This window comes from Novosphingobium sp. KCTC 2891, from assembly GCF_025938155.1.
GTDB lineage: Bacteria > Pseudomonadota > Alphaproteobacteria > Sphingomonadales > Sphingomonadaceae > Novosphingobium.
The window spans coordinates 302,877-323,850 of sequence record NZ_JAPCZG010000001.1; the positions used below are offsets into that span (position 1 = coordinate 302,877).

Genomic DNA, 20,974 nt, shown 5'->3' on the forward strand with positions numbered 1-20,974 from the left:
GCGGACGGGGGCTTGTCCAGCGCCTCGGCCCTGATGGCGCCTCTGTCGTCAGACCGCGTCGAGCGCCTGCGCGAAATCGGCGATCAGGTCGTCCGCGTCTTCGATACCGATGGATATGCGCACAAGGTTGTCCGTGATCCCCAGCAGCGCCTTGCGTTCGTCTGGCACCGAAAGGTGCGTCATTGCCGCCGGATGGCTCGCCAGCGTCTCGGTGCCGCCAAGGCTCACCGCCAGCTTGGCCAGGCGCAGCGCGTCAAGGAAGCGGAAGCTCTCCGCTTCGCCCCCCTTGATGAACAGCGAGAACGTGCTGCCCGCGCCCGAACAATGCCGATCGAAGATGTCCTGCTGGCGCGGATCGGCGATCATGCCCAGATAGCCCAGCCCTTCGACCTTGGGATGCTCGGCCAGAAAGGCGCAGACCTTGGCCGCGTTCTCGCCAGCGCGGGTCATGCGCAGTTCCACCGTCTCCAGGCTGCGCAGCAGCATCCAGGACGAATAGGGATCGAGGATGGTGCCCATCACGTTGCGCAGCGAACGGATCGGATCCATCCAGCGCTTCGCGCCCGAAAGCCCGCCCGCGACAAGGTCGGAATGGCCGCCGACATACTTGGTCAGCGAATAGACCACGATATCCGCGCCGTGCAGCAGCGGCTGCTGCCACAGCGGGCCGAGGAAAGTGTTGTCGATGGCGATGGGCGGGCCGTCGGTGCCCAGCACGGCATCGCGCGCCTGCCCCACGGCCTCGATATCGACCAGCGCGTTGGTCGGGTTCGCCGGGCTTTCCAGATAGACCAGCGCCAGCTTGCCGCCCTTCTGCGCGGCCAGCACCTTGCCCTGCTCAAGGATCGCCTCGATTTCCGCGCGCGATGCGCCGGCGGGAAAATCGAGGTAGGAAACGCCGAAGCGCGACAACACCTTGGCGATATAGGTTTCGGTCGCGGCATAGAGGGGGCCGGAATGGACCACCACGTCGCCCTGGCTGCACTGCGCCAGCAGCAGCGTGGCGATGGCCGACATCCCGCTGGAGAAGACGAGGCTGTCCTCCGCCCCATCCCAGATCGAAAGGCGGTCCTCCAGAATCTCCTGGTCCGGCCCATTGAACCGGCCATAGACCAGGCCGTCCGCGCCGCCCGGCCGCTTGCCGGTGATCCCTTCGAAATGGCGCTTGCCCGCCGCCGCGCTTTCGAAGGCGAACGTCGATGTCAGGAAGATAGGCGGCTTCAGCGCGCCTTCCGACAGACGGGGATCATAGCCATGCCCCATCATCAGCGTCGAGGGCTTCAACTGGCGTCCGCCGAGCGTGGGGGGCTGGCGCTTGGTGCGGTCGGTCATGCGGCGGGTATCCTCTCGTGAAACCGTGTTGGTTTCATGTGTAACTGTCAGGGGCGCGGTTGGCCAGTCAAAGCCCGCCGAGCCGCTCCACCAGCCAGACCAGCGCGGCCGTGCCGGTGAACGCGGCGAGAACGAGCCGCACGGCGCTTCCGTTCCGCAGGCGCGGCAAGGTCATCAGCAAGGGCAGGGCGCCCAGCACCACCAGCAGCTGCACCGCCTCGATCCCCACGTTGAAACCCAGGATCGCGGTCAGCCGCGTGGCCGTGCCCAACCCGAAGTTGGCGATGGTGGTGGCAAAGGCCAGACCGTGGACCAGTCCGAACAGCCCGGCCACCACCGCCTCGCGTCCGGGAAAGATCGGGCGCGCCGCGTGGACCGCGGACACCAGCACCGAAAAGGCGATGCCCGCTTCCACCGGGGCGGCGGGCAGGCGCGCGCCCAGCAGCGCGGCGGCGATCAGGGTCAGGCTGTGGCCCAGCGTGAAGGCGGTGACGATCCCTGCAAGATGCCGCACCGTCGCCCGCGCGGCGCGGCGCTCGCCCCAGCGTCCGCCCTGCGCCAGCAGCGGCGCGGGCAGCAGCAGGGCCAGCAGGAACAGCAGGTGGTCATACCCTTCGGCGATGTGCCGCGCGCCCAGGCGAAAGGCGCTGGCGAACAACGAGGGCAGCGTCGCCGCGCCGCGATCCACCGTCAGGCTGGGCCGCGCCGCCGTCAGCGCGCCGACCAGCTCGCGCGTTTCCGCGGTGCCGCCGGCCAGATCGCCGCCGATCACCAACAGCGCGAAATGGGTCGGCACCTCGCGCGTGATGACCCGCCAGTCGATGCGAAAATGCCGGTCGCCTGCGCCGGGCGGGGGGATGAGGACGAGACTGGCGTGCAGGTCCGGCGGGCCGGCAATGGTCTCGAAGGCCAGCCGCCGCACGCGCACCTGCCACGCGCGCCCATCCGGCGCCGTCACCGCCATGTGGCCCAGCAGATATCCCCGCGCCGCGCGCAGGCTGTCCGGGTGGTTGTCGATGGCAAGCCCGGTGGCATAGCCGAACTCGCTTTGCGGCACGACCACGTCGGCGGTCACCGCGCCGGGGGCAAGATCCAGCCTGATCTCCGAATTGGGCGTCAGGTGCGCCGCCGCCGGGGCGGCCCATATCGCCAGCAGCACCGCAAGCCCGGCCAGCAGCCGGCGCCCTGCGTCAATCATGCCCGAACCACACGAACCGCGCCGCCGGATCGGCGGCCTTCGGATTGATCTTCAGCGCCGCCGTGCGTGCGGCCTCGGCTGCGCCGCCGCGTCCCAGCGCGTCGAGCGCCTCTGCCTTCTGGAGCAGCAGCAGCGCCGAACGCCAGCCGCCGCGCTCGGCTTTGTCGATGGTCGCCAGCGCGCCCGCCGCATCGCCCGTCAGCAATTGCGCGCGCGCCAGCAGCGCCAGCGTCGCGCCGTGCGGGCGCCGCGCCGCATCCGCGCGCGCCAGCACCAACGCCCGCGCCGGATCGCCCACCGCCAGTTCGTGCTCGGCGGCATGGGCGGCGGCCGCTTCGGGCAGCACCTGCACCCGCCGCGCCCAGATCGCGCCGGCGCGCGCGGCCCATTGGCGGCTTTCGTCCCGCTTGCCCTGCAAGCGCAGCAGGTGCGCCAGCGCGTCCATCACTTCGGGCGCTTGGGTGTGCTCGGCCAGCGCGGCATAGCGAGTGGCCGCCACGTCCGGGCGCCCCTCGACTGCTTCCTGCTGCGCGGCGAAGGCCTGCGCCAGCCACTGCCCCGGAAACACGCCGTCGGCATAGCGCACCCAGCGTCCCGCCGCCGCCCAGTCGCCCACGGCATAGGCCACGGTCGCGCGTTGCAGCGCCGCGCTCGCCAGCGCCTGCCGGGTCAGCCGCTTGCCGCGCAGCACCGCGTTCACACGGCGGCGCGCCAGTTCGGGATCGCCGGTGCGCAGCGCCAGCATCGATTGGCGCAGCGCCAGCCCGGCATTGTTCGCCGCCGCTTCGGCGCGGCCATAATCCTCGCGCGCGCTGGCATAATCGCCGCGCTGCATCGCCCCATCACCGCGCAGCGCCCATGCGCTCGACGCCTCGTCGGGCAGCGGCCTGGCCTTTTGCGCGTCGAAGCGCGTCAGCGCCTTCTCCACGTCATCCAGCCGGTGCAGCGTGTTCGACAGCGCCGCGCGCGACAGGCTGGGGCCGGCGGGAAAGTCCGCCAGCGCGATGGCCTCGTCCAGCGTGCGGTCGGCCTCGGCCAGATCGTCCCAGTTTCCGGTCAGGCGGTAACGGCCCACCAGCGTATCGCCCAGGATTTCAAGATGGAGCCAGTCCTTCTGGCCGCGCGCGATCCGTTCGCGCGCGCCGTCGATCTGCACGTTCGCGGCGGTAATGGCCTCTGCGGCGGTCTTCGGGCCGAACCACGGGTGGATCTCGGCCGGCACCGGGTCGGGCGGTCCCTGACGATGCCGCCAGCGCTGCACGCCATAGCCGGTCGCCGCCACCACCAGCACGGCCAGCAGCAGCAGCCACGGCCAGCGGACCCGCACGCTCCTCTGCGCGTCACGCGTCATGCTGCCGGCGATCCGAAAACGGCGATCAGGATGTCTTGGCGCAGAGCTTGAGGCCGAGGCCCACCAGATCGTCGCCAATCAGGTGGAACAGCTCGCCAAGATCGGCCTTCTCTTCCTCCAGATACTTGTCGCTCGCGTCCACCCCCGGATTGTCATCGTTGTATTCGACCTTCTTCGGGCCACGGATCAGCGCGGTGGCGACCGCCGGATTGCCCATGCGGTCCACGTTGACATAGCCCGCATCCGCATCGGTGCGGAAATCGAAGCCGCTGCCCGTGCCGCTCGCCACCGTGGGCGATCCGTTCGGCGCGGCGAGGAACGGGAAGTTCAGGCTGAACGGCTTGTCGTTGGATGGCGGGTCGAGCGGGATATTGGCCAGCGTGTTCGGTCCCTGCCCCGATGCGCTCATGTCAAGGAACAGCGTGGCCAGCAGCAGGTCCACCACCGGGTCCGACGGATGGCGCCCGTTGGGCCAGCGCGTGGGGCGGGTCAGGTCCAGCTTCAGCGTGTCGGGGATGATGATGCCCTTCAGCGTCGAGGTCGCCCCCGTCTGCCCCTGGATCTGCTGGCTGAAGCAGGGCGTCACGTCATAGGCGATTTCGCTCGGCGTGGGCGTGGGGGTGGGCGTGCCGGTCGTGCTGGGCTGCGGCGCTGGCACCACCACCACGCTGCCCGCGCCGTCCTCTCCGCAGGCGGCCAGCGTCAGAGCGAGCGCGACGGGCGCGCCGAACAGCATCGCGGCGCGGGAAAGCGAGAAGCGCGCCATCACAGGTTCCCTCCGAAGCGCAGGGTCTGGCCCCAGAACTCAAGCTGGCTCACGTCGCCGCCAAAGTTCGCGTCGGGAATCTCGAACACCACGGCGGTGTCGTTCTGCCCGTCGAAGAAATTGCGGTTGTTGCGGATGCGGACCTGCCCGAACGAGCGCGTCTCGCGGAAGCCGATCAGGTCGAAGAAGAACGGTTCGTCGAACAGCCCGGCGCGGGCCTTCACCCCGTCCTTCTCAAGGTTCGTCTCGACCGGTCCCTCGATCGTGCCCACGCCCGGCACGCCCTCGAACCGCACCCCCCAGTCGTTCGCGCCCGCGCCCTTGCCGAAGCGCGCCTTGATGGTGAACTCGTCGGTGGTGCCCGGTGCCTTGGTCGAAATGTGGATCTTGTAGAGCACATCGCGGTCGTAATAGCTCGGCGCCGTGGTCGCGACCGGGCCGGCGAACGTCATCGCGATTTTCACCGTGCCGTTGGAATGCCACGCGAACACGTCGGCGATGTCTGCCGGCACGTCGGGCGTGGTGTCGAAGCCGGCATCGGTGCGGGTCGGCGGGTCGAGATGGTCGGCGCTCTCCGCGCCGTCGGACGGCACCAGCACCAGCCCTGCCAGCGCGGCCGAAACCCCGCCTGCGGCCATCAATGTCCTGAATATCCTGCGCACGGCGTCCCTCTTCCAAACCGACCGAAAGTTCGATTGCTGGTGCGCCCGCAACATACCCGCTCTGCATGTCGCCGCTGTGCCGTCCCTCACACAGGGGCACGCGCCGTTACACCGGCAGGATCAGGACGATTACTTACCGGCAAACGGCCCCGGCTGGGAAGGGGAAAAACGCCCCGCCTAGAGGCTCATGACGCTCGCCACGCCCCACACCACCGCCACGATCAGCACCGCGCCCGCAAGGTCCAGCATCAGCCCGGCACGCAGCACGCGCGGCATGGCGATATGGCCCGTGGCCCAGGCGATGGCGTTCGGTCCGGTCCCGGCGGGCAGCATGAAGCCCCAGCTCGCGGCGAGCGCGGCGGGCAGCGCCAGAAGGATGGGATCCGCGCCCAATGCCCCGCACAGTGCCGCGACCACCGGCATGATCCCGCTTGCGGCGGCGATGTTGCTGGCGAATTCTGTGACCACGATGACGAAGCCCACCAGCACCAGCGCCACCACCGGCAGCGGCACCTTGGCCAGCGGCAGCATCGCCTGGCCCAGCCAGTCGGCGAGTCCCGATTCGCTCATGCCCATGGCCAGCGAAAGCCCGCCGCCGAACATCAGCACCACGTCCCACGGCGCGCGGTTGGCTTCCTTCCACACCAGCATCGGCCGTCCCGTCCCATCGGGCAGCACGAACAGGACAAGGCCCGCGATCGCCGCGATGGTCCCGTCGGTCAGCCCGCCCTTGGGAAACAGCGGCTCGGTGAGCGGCTGGGTCACCCACGCCAGCACCGCCAGCACGAACACGGGCAGCAGACGCTTTTCGGGCGTGGTCCATTCGCGCGAATGATCGATCGCCGCGCGCGCCGCCGCCGGATCGAAGGTATCCTCCGCCAGCCGGTGCACGCGCGCGATGATCCACGCCGCCAGCGGCACCGAAATCAGCACCACCGGCAATCCGAAGGCCGACCATTCGATGAAGCTGATCTTCACGCCCAGCGTCCGGTCCAGCAGCGCGACGGCGATCGCGTTGGTGGGCGTGCCCACGATCGTGCCATAGCCTCCCAGCGTCGCGGCAAAGGCCACGCCCATCGGCAGCGCGCCGGCCATGCCGCGCGTCTCGCCCTGTTCGACCCCGCCCGAAGCGAGGATCGCCAGCGCCATCGGCATCATGATCAGCGCGGTCGACGTGTTCGAGATCATCGTGGAGATCGTTGCCGTGGCCGCCATCACCGCCAGCAGCAGGCGGAACGGGCTGGACCCTGCATGGCTCAGCATCGCCAGCGCCAGCCGCCGGTGCAGCCCGGTGCGCTCGATCGCCAGCGCCAGGAACGCGCCGCCGATGAACAGGAACATGATCGGCGAGTAATAGGCGCCCGCGGTCTTGTTGGCATCGGCCACGCCCGTCAGGGGCAGGATCACGAACGGCAGCAGCGCGGTTGCCGAAAGCGGCAGCGCCTCGCTCATCCACCATACAGCCATCCACCACACCAGCCCGGCGGTCAGCCAGGCCGCCACCGGCATCGCGGCGGGCGGGGCCAGCACCAGCGTGAGCGCGAAGCCCAGTGGTCCGGCCACCAAGGCCAGCTTGCGAATATCCATGCCCCCAATGATCCCCTTTGTCTTTGCCGGGGGCGTAGCAGACGCGCGCGGGCCGGGGGAAGGGGAAGGCAACGCAAAAAGGGCGCACCTCGCGGCGCGCCCTTTTTCGATTCGCAGTGAAGGTCCGGCGCTTACTTCGGCGCCAGCACCATCAGCATCTGGCGGCCTTCCATGCGGGGGAAGGCTTCGACCTTGGCGATCTCCGCCACGTCGTCCTGCACCTTGCGCAGCAGGTTCATGCCCAGCTGCTGGTGCGAGAGCTCGCGGCCGCGGAAGCGCAGGGTCACCTTCACCTTGTCGCCATCCTCGATGAAGCGGAACACGTTCCGCATCTTCACGTCATAGTCGTGATCATCGATGTTGGGACGCATCTTGATCTCTTTGATCTCCTGCGTCTTTTGGCTCTTTCGGGCGAGGTTGGCCTTCTTCTGCGCCTCGTACCGGAACTTGCCGACATCGAGGAACTTGCAGACCGGCGGGTCCGCGGTGGGCGAGACTTCGACGAGGTCGAGGCCAACTTCGGCCGCCTGATCGATCGCCTCGCGGGTGTACATCACCCCCAGGTTTTCGCCGTTCTCATCGATCACGCGCACCTTCGGCACGTTGATCATCAGGTTGTAGCGTGGCCCGCTCTTGACGGGGGGCGCCATACTGCGCCGGGGAGGGGGAGCTATAGTGCGATCTCCTGAATGTTGCTCGAAATTGCGGCTTCGGGCGCGCTCATATCACAATGGCGCAGCAGATAAAGAGCCAAGCTTGCAAGATGGTGACTGCGACGTGCCGGATCAAGCCCGATGCTGGCTTTCGCGCCACAGCGGAAAGCGCGCGAGACGGCCCGCCGCGGGCACCAGCGCGTCGATCGCGCGCGCCGGCTGCATTGCCGCCAGAATGGCAGGATCGCCCGCATCCATCCCGCCGGTCAGCGCGCCGAAGGCCGGCAGGATCAGCTTGCGCTCGCTCGCAACCACGCAAGGCCGCGCAATTCGGCGGCCGCGCGCGGTAATCCGCAGCTTGGGGTGGAAGTGACCGGAAAGCTCGGGCCGTGTCTCGCCGGGCCGCGCTTCGTGCCGCAGCAGCAGCCCGCGCACGTCCAGCTCGTCCACGAAAGTGCCCGGCGCCTTGCCGCCCTTCACGTCGTGATTGCCGGTGATCCACACCCAGTCGGTCGCGCGGCTCAGTGCATCGAGCATCCCGGCCGCGTGCGGTTCGAGCCGCTCGGCGCCCTGCGCATCGTGGAAATTGTCGCCCAGGCAGAACACCCGCCGCGCGCCGGTCTCGCGAATCGCCTCCGCCACCCGCTCCAGCGTCTCGCGGCTGTCGTAGGGGGGCAGCATCTGCCCGAACCGCGCAAAGTAGCTCGCCTTTTCCAGATGCAGGTCCGCCACCAGCAGCGCCTGTTCCTCCGCCCAGTACAGCGCGCGCCCGCTGCCCAGCCGCAAGTCCTGATTGGCGAACGAAAAGGGAACCATGGCTTCCCCTTGCCGGATGGCGATTCCCTTGGCAAGGCCTCTGCATGACCGAGACGAAGACCGACTGGACCGACCAGACCGCCCGCGCCCGCCAGTGGTTCGAGAGCCTGCGCGATCGCATCTGCGCCGAATTCGAAGCGATCGAGCGCGAGGCCGGCAGCGACGCCCGCTTCGCCTATACCCTGTGGAACCGCGAGCACGAAGGCGAGCCGGTCGAAAATGGCGGCGGCGGCGTGCAGGGCCTGATGAAGGGCAAGGTTTTCGAGAAGGTCGGCGTCAACGTCTCGACCGTGGGTGGCACCTTCTCCAAGGACTTCGCCGCTTCGATCAACGGGGCGGACCCGGAAAACCCCGGCTTCACCGCAACCGGCATCAGCCTCGTCGCGCACATGGCGAACCCGCACGTGCCCGCCGTCCACATGAACACCCGCTTCCTCACCACGCGCAAGGCATGGTTCGGCGGCGGCGGCGATCTCAACCCGCCGATCCCCTATGCCGAGGATACCGCCGATTTCCACGCCGCCTACAAGGCCGCGTGCGATGCGCACGATCCCGAATACTACCCGCGCTTCAAGGCGTGGGCGGACGACTACTTCTACATCCCCCATCGCAAGGTGCATCGCGGGGTCGGCGGGATCTTCTACGATCACCTCGAATGCGCCGATGAAGCGCAGTTCGACGCGAACTTCGCTTTCACCCGCGATGTCGGCGAAGCGTTTCTGGCCGCATTCCCCATGCTGGTCCGCCGCCGCATGGGGCTGCCGTTCAACGACGCGGAAAAGCTCCAGCAGCTGCAATGGCGCGGTCGCTACGCCGAATTCAACCTCGTCTACGACCGCGGCACGCTGTTCGGCCTCAAGACCGGGGGCAACATCGACGCCATCCTGATGAGCCTGCCGCCTGAAGCGGTGTGGAGCTGACACCCGGATGCTGAAGCTCGCCTGCCTTTGCGGCCAGGTTCATTACGAAGTCCGCCAGCGGCCGGACTTCATCAATGAATGCAACTGCACGCTCTGCCGCAAATCGGGTGCGCGCTGGGCCTACTTCCATCCTGACGATGTGACCGTCCAGGGGGCGTCGGCGGGCTACAGCCGCGAGGACAAGCCCGAACCCGGTGCGAACCTCCGGTTCTGTCCCGCCTGCGGTTCGACCACCCATTTCACGTTGACCGAAAGCGCGGCAGCGAAGTTCGGCAACACCATGATGGGGGTCAACATGCGGCTCGCGCCGGAAAGCGACCTCGCCGGCATCGAACTGCGCTATCCCGATGGCGCCGCCTGGGCGGGTGAGGGTGACTTCACCTACGTGCGCGAGGCGCGGATCCTGTAATGGGGCGCGGTCAGGAACGGACCGCCACCCGGCTCCGCCTCAGCCGTTCTCGCTGACGGTGCCTGGCGGGGTCCGGCTCTTCAGCTTGCGCAGCGTGGCGGTGAAGCCCATCACCGCTTCGCCGTCCTGCCGCAGCGTGCCGCGGATGAACGCCAGCCTGCCGGTCTCGCGGATGCACTCCACTTCGCCCACAAGCGGCACGCCCAGCGCCGCGCCGGCAAGGTACTGCATCGCGAAATCGACGGTCAGCGTGCCGCCGCCCACGCCCATCCGCTCGTGCAGCGCCAGTGGCAGGTACAGCACCTGCTCGCCCAGCGAGGCAAGGAACGCGCCGTGGACCAGTCCCTGGTAATTGCTGCTGCTCTCGTCGGGCACGACCCAGCATTCCGCGCCTGCATCGGTCTTGCGCGCGAAGATCGGCGGCATCGTCCGGCCATAGCCGGCGGGGGTTTCGTTGATGCGCCGCCAGCCGGCGCCCTGCGGGCTATCAAGCTTGAGAGTTTCCATCGTGTCAGGCCTTTGTCGCAGGTGCGAACGCCGCGCAAGGGGCGCGGGCCCCTTTTTCGCGCGAAGCATCTTCCCTTTCCCCGTCATCCCCGCGAAGGCGGGCATCCCGTCTCGCCGCGTCAGGACCAAAACGCATGATCACGCCCGACCACCCCGAACCGCTCCGCGAAGGCTACCATGCGGTCGCCCCGGGCGATCTCGCCTGCGTGGTCACGGCGCTCGAAATGCTGGCCCCGCCGGCGGCGTTGCGAAGGTTGGCTCCCGAAGCCGACGTGCCGCTGCAACTGGTGCGCTGGAAGGATACCGCGCCCGAAAAGTACCGCCTGCTCTACAAGCGAGTCGGAGCGCCGTGGCTGTGGTGGTCGCGGCTGGCGAAAAGCGATGGGGACCTTGCCGCGATCATCCACGATCCCGCCGTCCAGCTCTATGCGGTCGCGGATCGGGCCAAGGTCGAAGTCGGCATCCTCGAACTTGATTTCCGCGTGCCGGGCGAATGCGAGATTGCCTTCTTCGGCCTCATTCCCGGCGCGACCGGCAAGGGGCTGGGCAAATGGCTGATGCGCCGCGCGCTCCAGATGGCCTGGGCGCCGGGGGTGGAGCGGGTCTGGGTTCACACCTGCACGCTCGACGGGCCTTCGGCGCTGCCGTTCTACATGGGGCAGGGCTTCACGCCCTATGCCCGCTACGTCGAGATCTTTCCCGACCCGCGTCTTGGCGGGGTGCTTCCCGAAGACACCGCACCCCAGCAGCCGCTACTGCGCGCCTGAACGCGGCGTCATCCGCCGCCACACCGCCCACACCAGCACGGCGGAGGCCACCGGCATCAGGTTGAGATGCAGCGGCAGGGCGACCGCGCGCGTCGCCAGCGGGGCCAGCCACAGCCCGGCCACGGTCATCTTCTCCCACGGCCGCCAGCCCTGCGCCCGCGCCTCGCGCACCAGCCAGAATACCGGCAGGACCAGGAACGGCAGGTCGTAGGAAAACAGGTAGGGAGAGGCGAGGGCGGTCGCCGCCAGCAGCAGCGCGCCGTTCGCCTGCGTGTCCTGCGTCCGCCGCCAGCCCAGCCAGACCAGCGCGCCGCAGCCGATCGTGACCAGCCCCTGTCCCAGCAGCGCCGCGTCCGCCCCGAAGTGATAGCGCAGCCCGGCATAGAGCGTGGACATCCGCAGGTAGAAATCGGTCCCGTCGCGCGCCATCAGCACCGCGCTGGCCTTGAAGCTTTGCGGATAGGCCGCCCACGTCTCCGCGCCGAACACCGCCAGCGACAACAGGCACAGCAGCGCCGCACTGGCCCCGGCGGCGGCGAAGGCAGTCCACTTGCGCCCGGCGGCCAGCCACAGCGGCACCAGCAGCGCCAGGTGCGGCTTGATGATCAGCAGCCCGAACAAGGTGCCCGACAGCGCCTGCGAGCGCCGCAGCGCCAGCACGGCGCCCACCAGCAGCGCCCCCGTGAACAGCCCGTTCTGCGCATGGCTCGCGGCAAGGTAGGCGCCGGGGAAGGCCAGTATGGCGATGGCAGCGTCCGGCAGGATGCGCCGCGCCACCGCGAACCACACCGCCCAGCCGGTGAAGGCCCACAGGATCCACCCGGCGGCATAGGGCAGGGCGCCCAGCGGCATGACAAGGAACAGGTAAGGCGGCGGATTGACGTAGGCGACCAGTTGCCCGGTCCCGCTCAGCGCCTGAACCGCCTGCTCGGCAGCAAGGTTGTAGACCGCCGCCGGCGTCCCCGCCGCGATCAGCTTGCCCGCGCCCCAGAAGGCGAGGAAGTCGCTGCCGATGGTCCCGGTCGCCTGGCGAAAGACATTGGCGATCATCGGCAGGTAGGCGACCAGGATCATCAGCGCATAGACGCGCACCCTCCCGGCATCGAGCCACTCGCCGGAGCGGAGCGCGGCCAGCACGCGGGCCGGGCCGCCGCGCTCTTCCGCCCGTTGCTGCTTCACGTCCATTGTCCCCCCGGCCGGTGCCGCCTGCATCGCCTTCATGTCGTCTCAGGTGCCTTTAGGTGCCGTTCAGGTCGCAACATGGCAAACAATGCGTGAAGAAACCTTTGCCGGCAGGTTTTTCCCTTGCTCCCACAGGCTTGTTCCCCCCATTTTAGGGGCCAGATGCTGCGCCAGTACGAACTTGTCGAACGTGTGCTCGCCTACGCTCCCGATGCGGACGAGGCGATGCTGAACCGTGCCTATGTCTATACCGTGCAGAAACACGGCACGCAGAAGAGGGCTTCCGGAGACCCCTATTTCTCGCACCCGGTCGAGGTTGCGGGCCTCATGACCGAACTGAAGCTCGATCAGGAAACCATTGTAACTGCTCTGCTTCATGACACGATCGAGGATACCCTCGCCACGGTCGAGGAAGTGGAGCGCCTGTTCGGGCCGGACGTCGCGCGGCTGGTCGATGGCGTGACCAAGCTCTCGAAGATCGAGACGATGACCGAGAGCGAGCGCGCGGCCGAAAACCTGCGCAAGTTCCTGCTGGCGATGAGCGAGGACCTGCGCGTCCTGCTGGTCAAGCTGGCGGACCGCCTGCACAACATGCGCACGCTCCACTTCATCAAGAGCGAGGACAAGCGCCGCCGCATCGCGCGCGAGACGATGGATATCTACGCCCCGCTGGCCGAGCGCGTGGGCATGTACGAATACATGCGCGAGATGCAGCTTCTCGCGTTCGAGCAGATCGAGCCTGAGGCCTATGCCACCATCACCGGCCGGCTCGCCGCGATCCGCAGCGAGGAAGGTGCGCAGGTCGATTCGATTGCCTTGCAGATCAAGCAGTCGCTCGCCGAAGCCGGGCTGAAGGTTGAAGTTTCGGGGCGCGAGAAGCATCCCTATTCGATCTGGAAGAAGATGGCCGAGCGCCACGTCAGCTTCGAGCAGATCACCGACATCATGGCCTTCCGCGTGCTGACCGACAGCGAGGAAGATTGCTACAAGGCGCTCGGCATCCTGCACCGCACCTGGCAGATGATTCCCGGCCGCTTCAAGGACTACATCTCCACGCCGAAGATGAACGGCTACCGTTCGCTGCACACCGCCCTGATCTACAACAACGCGATGCGCGTCGAAGTTCAGATCAAGACGAAGGAGATGCACCGCCTGAACGAGTATGGCCTGGCCGCGCACTGGGCCTACAAGCAGGGCGGCAAGCCCGATGGCGAAGTAGGCTGGCTGCGCGATCTGGTCGAAATCCTCGATGCCAGCCACGATGCCGAGGAACTGCTCGAAAACACCAAGATGGCGATCTATCAGGATCGCATCTTCGCCTTCACGCCCAAGGGCGCGCTGTTCCAGCTGCCGAAGGGTGCGACTCCGATCGACTTCGCCTTCGGCGTGCACACCAATCTGGGCGCGCAGGCGGTCGGGGCCAAGATCAACGGCCGCCACGTGCCGCTGCGCACGCAGCTGAACAACGGCGACGTGGTGGAGATCATCAAGAGCCGCAATTCCGAGCCGCAGCTGTCGTGGCTGGGCTTTGTGGTGACCGGCAAGGCCCGCGCGGCCATCCGCCGCTTCGTGCGGCAGAAGGAGCGGGCCGAAGTGGCGGCGATCGGCCGCAAGCTTTACGAGGAGATCGCCGAGCGGCTGCCGTCGAAGGTGGGCAAGAAGGCTCTGGCCGATGCGGTCAAGCGGCTCAAGCTGGCGTCCGAGGAGGACCTGATGTTCGCCATCGGCGCCGCCAAGATCGACGACCGCGCCGTGCTGGAAGCGCTCGTGCCCGGCAGCGCCGCCAACCTGCCCGGCAGCGAGGAATGGCCCAAGCAGCAGCGCGCGATCGCGGTGCGCGGGTTGACGCCGGGCATGGCGTTCCAGCTGGCCGAATGCTGCCACCCGGTGCCGGGCGACCGCATCGTCGGTCTGCGCCGGCCGGGCAAGGGCGTGGAAGTCCACGCCATCGACTGCATGAGCCTGGCCGACGGCGTCGATGCCGACTGGATCGACCTTTCCTGGGACGCGCGCACCGATGGCGCGGTCGGTCGCCTGCGCGCCGAGCTTTACAACCGCCCCGGCACGCTGGCGGAAATGGCAGGGGTCTTCGCCAGCAACCACGCCAACGTGGTCAACCTGGAGATGACTCAGCGCGAAAACCCGTTCCACACTTACGAAGTCGATCTGGAAGTGCGCGATCTTGCGCACCTGACGCGCATTGTCAGCGCGCTGCGCGCCAGCGACGCGGTGGCGCAGGCCGAGCGCATCTGACCTGCCGGGGGCAGGGTGCCCCCGGCCTCGCTCAGAACGAGAGCAGGAAGTCCCCGGCTTCCAGCACGGGATGGACGCCCGCGCCCATCTTCAGGATCTGCACGGAGGCCGCGCCGCCCGCGCCATCGGCATCATAGTAAACGGCGCCGGTAACGGGATTGTAGACGATGCGGTCGTCGGCATCGTGGGCCTTGGTCGCCCCTGCCGCCGTGTAGAACTGCGCTGCGGACAGCGCGGTGTCGACATCGCCCGACAGTCCTTGAAAGGTCAGCTTGCTCAGCAGGATCTGGTCGCCCTGGGCATGGCTGAAATCGGTGATGAGATCGCGGTCGGCAGACGAAGCGAAGCCGAACAGCGAGAACAGGTCAGCACCCGTGCCGCCCGTCAGCGTATCACGCCCGCTGCCGCCGTCGAGGCGGTCGTTGCCTGCCTTGCCGAGAATGATGTCGTTGCCGCTAAGCCCGATGATCTCGTTCGCGCCGGTGTTGCCGGTAAGCCTGTCGTCGAAGGCGGACCCATAAAGGCGATCGAAGCTGGAAAGCGTATCGGTCCCCGCTCCGATGGTATCCTGCGCGATGGTGATGCGCAGGTCCACGGTCACGCCGGTGTCGGCGTTCTGGTAGGACACGGTATCGACGCCCGCGTTGCCATAGAGCAGGTCGTCACCCCGGCCGCCTTCAAGCTGGTCGTCGCCCGCGCCACCGTAGATCCTGTCGTTGCCGTCCCCGCCATAGATCAGGTCTCCGCCGCCATAGCCGTAGATCACATCGTTGCCGGCATAGCCGGACACCGCGTCGACCTGCTCGGACAGAAGGAACCGGTCATTGCCGGAAAAGGCCTTTGCCAGCAGAGCGAGGTCATCCTGGTTGTCGATGGTGTTCTGCGCCGCGCCCACTTCGGCGCCCTTCAGCGCGATGCCCTGAACGCTTTAGGCTGGCGTGGTGAAGGTGTTCAGCTTGCCGACGAAGTCGAAAATCCCGTTGACGATACCGGCGGAAAGGACCGTGCCCGTTCCGCGCGCAAGGCCGGTCCCGCAGTAGATGCTGTGATACGCGTCGTGTGCCGGGGATGACGACGTGGATCCGAATAGCTTTTTGCGCAGTCCAGGCCGTGCGCCCAGCCTATTGCGAATGAAATCGCACCCTCATCCGTGCCACGAGGCGTGTGCCACTGGCCTGTCGGACATCCACCTCGACAAGCGCGGTCCGCCGGGTGCGTGATACGATACGGGCGTGCAAGTCTGCGGGTTCCGGCAGGCCCGACCGAAGGTAATCCACCGACAGCTGGATGATGCGCCAGCCGTCGGGCGGTGCGAGCGCGGCACGCGCGGACGCGGCGCCGGCCGCGGCAATCGCGCCGCCGTGCAGGGCAAGCGGATCGCGCGATCCCGCAAGGTTGACGCGGTAGGGAAGGCGATGGTCCGTTTCGCCAAGGGGTTCGAGCCCGAGCCCTGCGTAGACGTCCGCAGCTTCCAGTTCCTCGATGATCTGCTCGCCGACTTTGGCAGGGTCCGCGATCGGCCGGGTGGTCGAGGCGCCTGCATCGCCGGGATAGCTGCCCAAGGCAAAGTCGACCGATCCGCGGGCAACTTCCCGTCCATCCGGCTGCACCACGGTCACGGAGGTCTGTCCCAAGCCACCGGCGTCGGCCAGAAGCGCGGCGTCGAACGCAAGACAGGCACCGCGCGCGGGTGCAAGAAAGGTCAGGCTCAGGCTGACCGTGGCATGGGGAAACGCCAGGCCGAGCCGCGACCAGATGGCCACGCTGCCCGCCTGGTCCGCCACCGCGGCGATGATCCCTTCGCAAAAGCGATCATCGCCCGGCTGGATGGCGAAGGCGCCGCGAAAGGGGACGGTCGAGCGGGCCGTTCCGCCGCCGCACCGGGTGGCCGTCATCCCGATCGCTCGCGCGAACGGGATGCCTTGGAGCCGCTCGGTTGCGGCCGCGCCGCCAAGGTCGTCAGCGAGGTCGGTTTCGGGCGCAAGGCTCATGCCGCGTCTCCGGCCCGCGCCGTTATCGCCGCATGCCAGGGACGAGCGCGACCGGGGTCTGGGCCTTGCCCCAATAGGCATCGCGGATCAGGCGCTTGTATAGCTTGCCGGTCTGATGGCGGGGCAGTTCCTGCATGAAGTCGATCTGGCGCGGGGTCTTTACGTGCGACAGGCGCTCGCGGAGCCAGACGGACAGTTCCTGCGCGAGTTCCGGACCCGCGTTGGCCCAGTCCATCGGCTGGATCACCGCGACGACCTGTTCGCCCATCTCCTCGTGCGGGGCGCCGACCACGGCGGCGTCGGCGACCCCGGGATGGCCGACCAACAGGTTCTCGATTTCCTGCGGGTAGATGTTCACGCCGCCCGAGATGATCATGAAGCTCTTGCGGTCGGTGAGGTAGAGGTAGCCCTCCTCGTCGAGCCAGCCCACATCGCCCAGCGTTGTCCAGCCATGCTTGTTGATCGAATCTGCGGTCTTGGCCGGATCGCCATGATATTCGAACGCGTTGCCACCGGCGAAGAACACCGCGCCTTCGGTGCGGGGGGGCAGCGCATCGCCGGCCTCGTTGCAGATCTTCACTTCAGCGGTCAGGCCCTTGCCGACCGAGCCCTTGTGCGCGAGCCATTCTTCCGAGTTGATCACGCAGAAGCCGTTGCCTTCGGTGCCGGCGTAATACTCGTTGATGATCGGCCCCCACCACGCGATCATCGCCTCCTTGACCGGGATCGGGCAGGGCGCCGCAGCGTGGAACACGGCTGTCAGCGAGGACAGATCGTAGCGTGTGCGCACGTCCTCGGGCAGCTTGAGCATCCGGATGAAGTGGGTCGGTACCCATTGCGCAGTGGTCACCTTGTGGTGTTCGATTGCGCGCAGCGCCGCTTCGGCGTCGAAATTCTCCATCATGACGACAGTGCCGCCGATGGCCTGGACCGCCATCGACCAGCCGAGCGGTGCGGCATGGTAGAGCGGGGCGGGGGACAGGTAGATGGAGTCCGCCGTCCAGCCGTAGAGCGCCGCGCCCAGCGTCGCGAGCGTGTTGGGGGCCGCGATATCGGGGTCGATCGCGCCGGCACGCTTGACGCCCTTGGGCCGGCCGGTCGTACCGGACGAATAGAGCATAGCGCTGCCCGCGGTTTCGTCCGTGATCGGCGTGGTCGGATGACCGGCGCGGGCGGCCTCGAAGCTGGCGAACGCTCCCACTGGCTCGCCCAGCACGTAGAGCTGCGGGCAGGATGCCATCGCGGCCGCTGGCGCGGCTACCTCCATCAGCGCCGCCGACGCGACGAACGCCTTGGCGCCGCAATCGTCGAGGATGTACGCCACCTCGTCAGCCGTGAGCTTTGACGAGATGCAGGTAAAGCGCAGCCCGGACCGCTGCGCCGCCCACAGCAATTCATAATAGCGCGGGTGGTTGTCGATGAAGAACGCGATGCCGTCGCCCGCTTCCAGCCCGATCGCGCGGAACAGGTGCGCGCCCTGGTTCGAGCGTTCGTCCAGTTCGCGATAAGTGACCGTCTCGCCCGTGCCGGCCATGATATACGCGGGCTTGTCTGGTGTCGCCTGCGCGTGAAGCGTGGGGTGCATCTCAATTCTCCCGTTGATCATGGTCTTGTTGGCCACGAGCGATGCGGCATTGGATCAAATGAATGATGGCTTGGCAATCCAGGCCTGCCCCAAGCCGCATCGCCGCGACCCCGCCGTGCCCGCCGTTATCGCCATCGGCGTGACGGGGGGCAGGGCCGGGACGGGATGAGGCGAGGCCTGCAAGGACTACCCCTTGGCGCCATCCAGGAATTCGGAGAATCCCGCTGGTGCGTAGGGACCGATGGCCACCTGTTCGAGCACGCCGATGCCGGTCCGCTCGCCGTCGCTGGCGCGAACGACTTGCTGCACGTGCAGGTTTTCGGGAGCGAGCGGATCGAGCTGGCGTGGATCGAAGGATTCGCCCCCGATTTCGAGCTCGCCTTTCCACATGCCCTGGCCCCACACCGGATGGCCATAGCCGAGCCCCTTCATCTGGAACTTCAGGATCGGATCGAGAGAGATCGTCCGCACCTTGCCGTCGAGGTGCACCAGGTCGATTTCGGCAGACTTGGCGAGCCGGGTGCCCGGCACATAGGCAACCCGGTGCCGCGCGGTCGCCATGCGCTGGTCAAGACCGTCCTCGACGCCGGGGACGGCGGCTTCGCTGGCGTAGAGCGGCGCGATGATCCCTTCGCGGACCAGGGCTTCGCCTTGCGGGCCATCGAAGAAGATCGCGTGGGTAATATGGTCGTCCCAGGCGATGGGCGCCCACAGGAAGAAGGCGCTGCCCGGCGGCGTTGGCGCGCCCCCGCTATCGGGTTCGCCCATCCTTCGCACGCCCCACGACCGGTCCTTGGTGCCGCGGCACATGGCGTCATCGACCACGATGTCTCCATCCGGGGTGTGGATCGTGCCGCTCCAGCGCCCGAACTGGTCGAAACGGGTGCTGTCCATGATGCGGCGGGCGCCTGACCACAAAGTCTGCCGCGCCTCCTGGATCGAAGCCGTGCGCGTCGAGAAGGTCAGGTCGCAGGAAAGGCCGCTGGCATTGTCATCGAGAATGACGCGGGTGCGGCGCATGGGCTCGATGATTTCGAGGCGGAACGGCCCGACACTCATGTCGGTGCGTTCGAGCGGGGCGCGGCGCGAGCCATAGAAGCAGTGCTGCTGCTCGCCGGGGCGAACGGTGCTGAAGGCGCAGTCCATGATCCCGCGGTGCGGGTATATCGCCATGCCGATGCCGAAATAATACGAGCCGTCCTGAGCATATCCGTTGAACCAGGTCCGGTCATAGGCATTGCGATCGCTGGTCGCGAGAACGGCCAGCGGCTCGGGGGTCTGATGGACCGGGAAGTCGTCGAGTTTGTTCAGCATCACCAAATCCTTGGCTGGGGGGCTGGGGTAATCTTGCGTCAAAAGGCCGCTGCTGCATCGGCATTCTTCGCCGGATCGAACGGGGACCTGGCCATGCCGGCATCGCTCCTGAAATTGTCCTGCCGGGCAGTCTTTGCGCAACCGAGCGTTTGCATTCCCCTCCTTTGGGAGGGTGCGGGCGTGTTGATCCTGACCGCAACTTGATGCGGCAAGCCCTCACTCGGCTGACAGGAGCCTCACATGACCACCGGCGGCAGCCCCCTCGAACAGGCATCGCTCTATCTCGGCGGCGTCTACGCGCCCGTGATGGACGAGGTTACCGCGACCGACCTGACCGTGATCGGCGAGATCCCGCGCGATCTCAACGGCATGTTCGTGCAGAACGGCGCAAACCCTCGCTTCCATCCCAACGCCGGACATTCGTGGTTCGACGGCGACGGCATGGTCCATGGGGTCCAGATCGATGATGGCAAGCCGGTGTTTCGCAGCCGCTGGATCAAGACCGAGGGCCTGGCCGAAGACATCGCCGCCGGTCACGCCACGTATGTCGGATCGCTCGCCAAGCCCGGCGCGGGCAAGCGCCACAAGAATGTCGCCAACACCGATCTCGTCTACCATTCGGGCCGGCTCCTGGCGCTGTGGTGGGAAGGCGGCGATCCCCACGAACTGTCGCTGCCCGACCTGCAGACCAGGGGCACCTTCACCTACAACAACACGCTGAAGGGCGGGCTGACCTCGCACGCCAAGATCGACCCGAAGACCGAGGAACTGTTTTTCATCTCGTGGTCGCCGCGCCCGCCGTTCCTGCACGTGGGCGTGGCGAGCAATGCCGGGCAGATCACCCGCCACACGCCGATAGATCTGCCGGGGCCGCGCGTGCAGCACGACATGGCGATCAGCGACCGCTTCATCTGCGTGTTCGATTTTCCGCTGATGATGGACTTCAAGCGGCCCGGCCAGGATACGCTCGGGTTCGTGCTCAACGACGAAGCCCCTGCGCGCATCGGACTGGTCGACCGGCACGATCTTGACGCACCGGTGCGCTGGTTCGAGGCCAGCCCGTGCTTCATGTGGCACCTTTCATCGGCGTGGGACGAGGGGGACGAGTTCGTCCTTGTCGGTGCGCGCATCGCCGGCGCGACCCGCGTCGACAAGCGGGGGCAGGTCCACGCCGACCTGCCGCTGGTCGACGGGGAGCACCGTTTCGATTCGCATCCCTACATGTGGCGGCTCAATTTGCGCACGGGCGCCGTCGTCGAACGCCAGATCGATGATGCTTTCGTAGAGTTCCCGCGTGTCAACGATGCCAACATCGCGTCGGGGGCGCGCTACAGCTACATGGCGCAGATCAAGACCGACGAGCCCACGCTGATGGCCAACGGCCTCTTGAAGTATGACCTCGTGTCCGGCGCGCGGGATCGTCTTGCTTTTCCCGACCATCATGTCGGCTACGAGGCGTGCTTCGTCCCGCGCGATGGCGGATCGGGCGAGGATGACGGCTATGTCGTCGGGTTCGTCACCAATCGCACCGACATGGCATCGGAGTTCTGGATCACCCCATCGCGGGCGCTCGCCGACGGCCCGGTCGCGCGCATCAGGTTGCCGCAGAAGGTGCCGCCCAAGTTCCATGGCCGGTGGCTGCCCGCCAGCGTGCTGTCCTGATCGCAATCGAGCGAGAAAC

19 protein-coding genes are annotated in these 20,974 nt (G+C 67.4%); 5 read left to right on the forward strand and 14 right to left on the reverse strand.

Translation table 11 applies throughout. The annotated features are described in order from the left end of the window. Positions 1 to 48: 48 nt before the first annotated feature. The 8 genes from OLX02_RS01435 to pdeM form a co-directional block, all read right to left on the reverse strand. Positions 49 to 1,332, reverse strand: coding sequence for a cystathionine gamma-synthase family protein (locus OLX02_RS01435; protein ID WP_264419601.1), 1,284 nt, complete (start codon positions 1,330 to 1,332; stop codon positions 49 to 51). Positions 1,333 to 1,399: 67 nt separating this feature from the next. Then, complete coding sequence (locus OLX02_RS01440) at positions 1,400 to 2,530, reverse strand: HupE/UreJ family protein (protein WP_264419602.1); 1,131 nt, start codon at positions 2,528 to 2,530, stop codon at positions 1,400 to 1,402. Beyond that, positions 2,523 to 3,881: a tetratricopeptide repeat protein gene (locus OLX02_RS01445; RefSeq protein ID WP_264419603.1), complete on the reverse strand. Its 1,359-nt coding sequence runs from the start codon at positions 3,879 to 3,881 to the stop codon at positions 2,523 to 2,525. Before OLX02_RS01445 ends, OLX02_RS01440 begins: the two co-directional genes overlap by 8 nt. A 25-nt stretch (positions 3,882 to 3,906) precedes the next feature. Next, positions 3,907 to 4,647: a DUF4331 domain-containing protein gene (locus OLX02_RS01450; RefSeq protein WP_264419604.1), complete on the reverse strand. Its 741-nt coding sequence runs from the start codon at positions 4,645 to 4,647 to the stop codon at positions 3,907 to 3,909. Continuing rightward, positions 4,647 to 5,285: a hypothetical protein gene (locus tag OLX02_RS01455; RefSeq protein WP_264419605.1), complete on the reverse strand. Its 639-nt coding sequence runs from the start codon at positions 5,283 to 5,285 to the stop codon at positions 4,647 to 4,649. Before OLX02_RS01455 ends, OLX02_RS01450 begins: the two co-directional genes overlap by 1 nt. A 201-nt stretch (positions 5,286 to 5,486) precedes the next feature. Next, complete coding sequence (locus tag OLX02_RS01460) at positions 5,487 to 6,896, reverse strand: SLC13 family permease (RefSeq protein WP_264419606.1); 1,410 nt, start codon at positions 6,894 to 6,896, stop codon at positions 5,487 to 5,489. A gap of 131 nt (positions 6,897 to 7,027) precedes the next feature. Further along, entirely contained in the window at positions 7,028 to 7,546 is a 519-nt protein-coding gene (gene infC, locus OLX02_RS01465) for a translation initiation factor IF-3 (protein ID WP_264419607.1), read from the reverse strand. A 135-nt stretch (positions 7,547 to 7,681) separates the two neighbouring features. Further along, positions 7,682 to 8,365 carry a ligase-associated DNA damage response endonuclease PdeM gene (pdeM, locus tag OLX02_RS01470; protein ID WP_264419609.1) on the reverse strand — a complete coding sequence of 228 codons (684 nt, stop codon included), beginning with the start codon at positions 8,363 to 8,365 and terminating at the stop codon, positions 7,682 to 7,684. 44 nt (positions 8,366 to 8,409) lie between these two features. Here pdeM and hemF point away from each other — a divergent pair, with 44 nt between their 5' ends. Both hemF and OLX02_RS01480 read left to right on the forward strand, forming a co-directional pair. Beyond that, complete coding sequence (gene hemF, locus OLX02_RS01475) at positions 8,410 to 9,285, forward strand: oxygen-dependent coproporphyrinogen oxidase (RefSeq protein WP_264419611.1); 876 nt, start codon at positions 8,410 to 8,412, stop codon at positions 9,283 to 9,285. A gap of 7 nt (positions 9,286 to 9,292) precedes the next feature. Further along, positions 9,293 to 9,694 carry a GFA family protein gene (locus OLX02_RS01480; protein WP_264419612.1) on the forward strand — a complete coding sequence of 134 codons (402 nt, stop codon included), beginning with the start codon at positions 9,293 to 9,295 and terminating at the stop codon, positions 9,692 to 9,694. A gap of 39 nt (positions 9,695 to 9,733) precedes the next feature. Here the strand turns inward: OLX02_RS01480 and OLX02_RS01485 are convergent, their stop codons facing one another. Then, positions 9,734 to 10,201, reverse strand: coding sequence for a PaaI family thioesterase (locus OLX02_RS01485; RefSeq protein ID WP_264419613.1), 468 nt, complete (start codon positions 10,199 to 10,201; stop codon positions 9,734 to 9,736). Positions 10,202 to 10,335: 134 nt separating this feature from the next. On the opposite strand from OLX02_RS01485, the gene OLX02_RS01490 reads away from it, so the two are divergent. After that, positions 10,336 to 10,968, forward strand: coding sequence for a GNAT family N-acetyltransferase (locus OLX02_RS01490; RefSeq protein ID WP_264419615.1), 633 nt, complete (start codon positions 10,336 to 10,338; stop codon positions 10,966 to 10,968). Here the strand turns inward: OLX02_RS01490 and OLX02_RS01495 are convergent. After that, positions 10,954 to 12,189 carry a glycosyltransferase family 87 protein gene (locus tag OLX02_RS01495; RefSeq protein ID WP_264419617.1) on the reverse strand — a complete coding sequence of 412 codons (1,236 nt, stop codon included), beginning with the start codon at positions 12,187 to 12,189 and terminating at the stop codon, positions 10,954 to 10,956. The genes OLX02_RS01490 and OLX02_RS01495 overlap by 15 nt on opposite strands. Positions 12,190 to 12,312: 123 nt before the next feature. On the opposite strand from OLX02_RS01495, the gene OLX02_RS01500 reads away from it, so the two are divergent. Continuing rightward, positions 12,313 to 14,403 carry a RelA/SpoT family protein gene (locus OLX02_RS01500; protein WP_264419618.1) on the forward strand — a complete coding sequence of 697 codons (2,091 nt, stop codon included), beginning with the start codon at positions 12,313 to 12,315 and terminating at the stop codon, positions 14,401 to 14,403. A gap of 31 nt (positions 14,404 to 14,434) precedes the next feature. Here the strand turns inward: OLX02_RS01500 and OLX02_RS01505 are convergent, their stop codons facing one another. The 4 genes from OLX02_RS01505 to OLX02_RS01520 all read right to left on the reverse strand — a co-directional run bounded on the left by OLX02_RS01505 (position 14,435) and on the right by OLX02_RS01520 (position 19,293). After that, positions 14,435 to 15,298, reverse strand: a complete 864-nt coding sequence (locus tag OLX02_RS01505; RefSeq protein WP_264419620.1) for a calcium-binding protein — start codon at positions 15,296 to 15,298, stop codon at positions 14,435 to 14,437. A 226-nt stretch (positions 15,299 to 15,524) separates the two neighbouring features. Next, positions 15,525 to 16,394, reverse strand: coding sequence for a PaaI family thioesterase (locus OLX02_RS01510; protein ID WP_264419622.1), 870 nt, complete (start codon positions 16,392 to 16,394; stop codon positions 15,525 to 15,527). Positions 16,395 to 16,416: 22 nt separating this feature from the next. After that, positions 16,417 to 17,979, reverse strand: a complete 1,563-nt coding sequence (locus OLX02_RS01515) for an acyl-CoA synthetase (RefSeq protein WP_264419623.1) — start codon at positions 17,977 to 17,979, stop codon at positions 16,417 to 16,419. A gap of 186 nt (positions 17,980 to 18,165) precedes the next feature. Continuing rightward, positions 18,166 to 19,293 carry a hypothetical protein gene (locus OLX02_RS01520; protein WP_264419625.1) on the reverse strand — a complete coding sequence of 376 codons (1,128 nt, stop codon included), beginning with the start codon at positions 19,291 to 19,293 and terminating at the stop codon, positions 18,166 to 18,168. A 240-nt stretch (positions 19,294 to 19,533) separates the two neighbouring features. Here OLX02_RS01520 and OLX02_RS01525 point away from each other — a divergent pair, with 240 nt between their 5' ends. Next, entirely contained in the window at positions 19,534 to 20,955 is a 1,422-nt protein-coding gene (locus OLX02_RS01525; protein ID WP_264419627.1) for a carotenoid oxygenase family protein, read from the forward strand. Positions 20,956 to 20,974 lie beyond the last annotated feature (19 nt).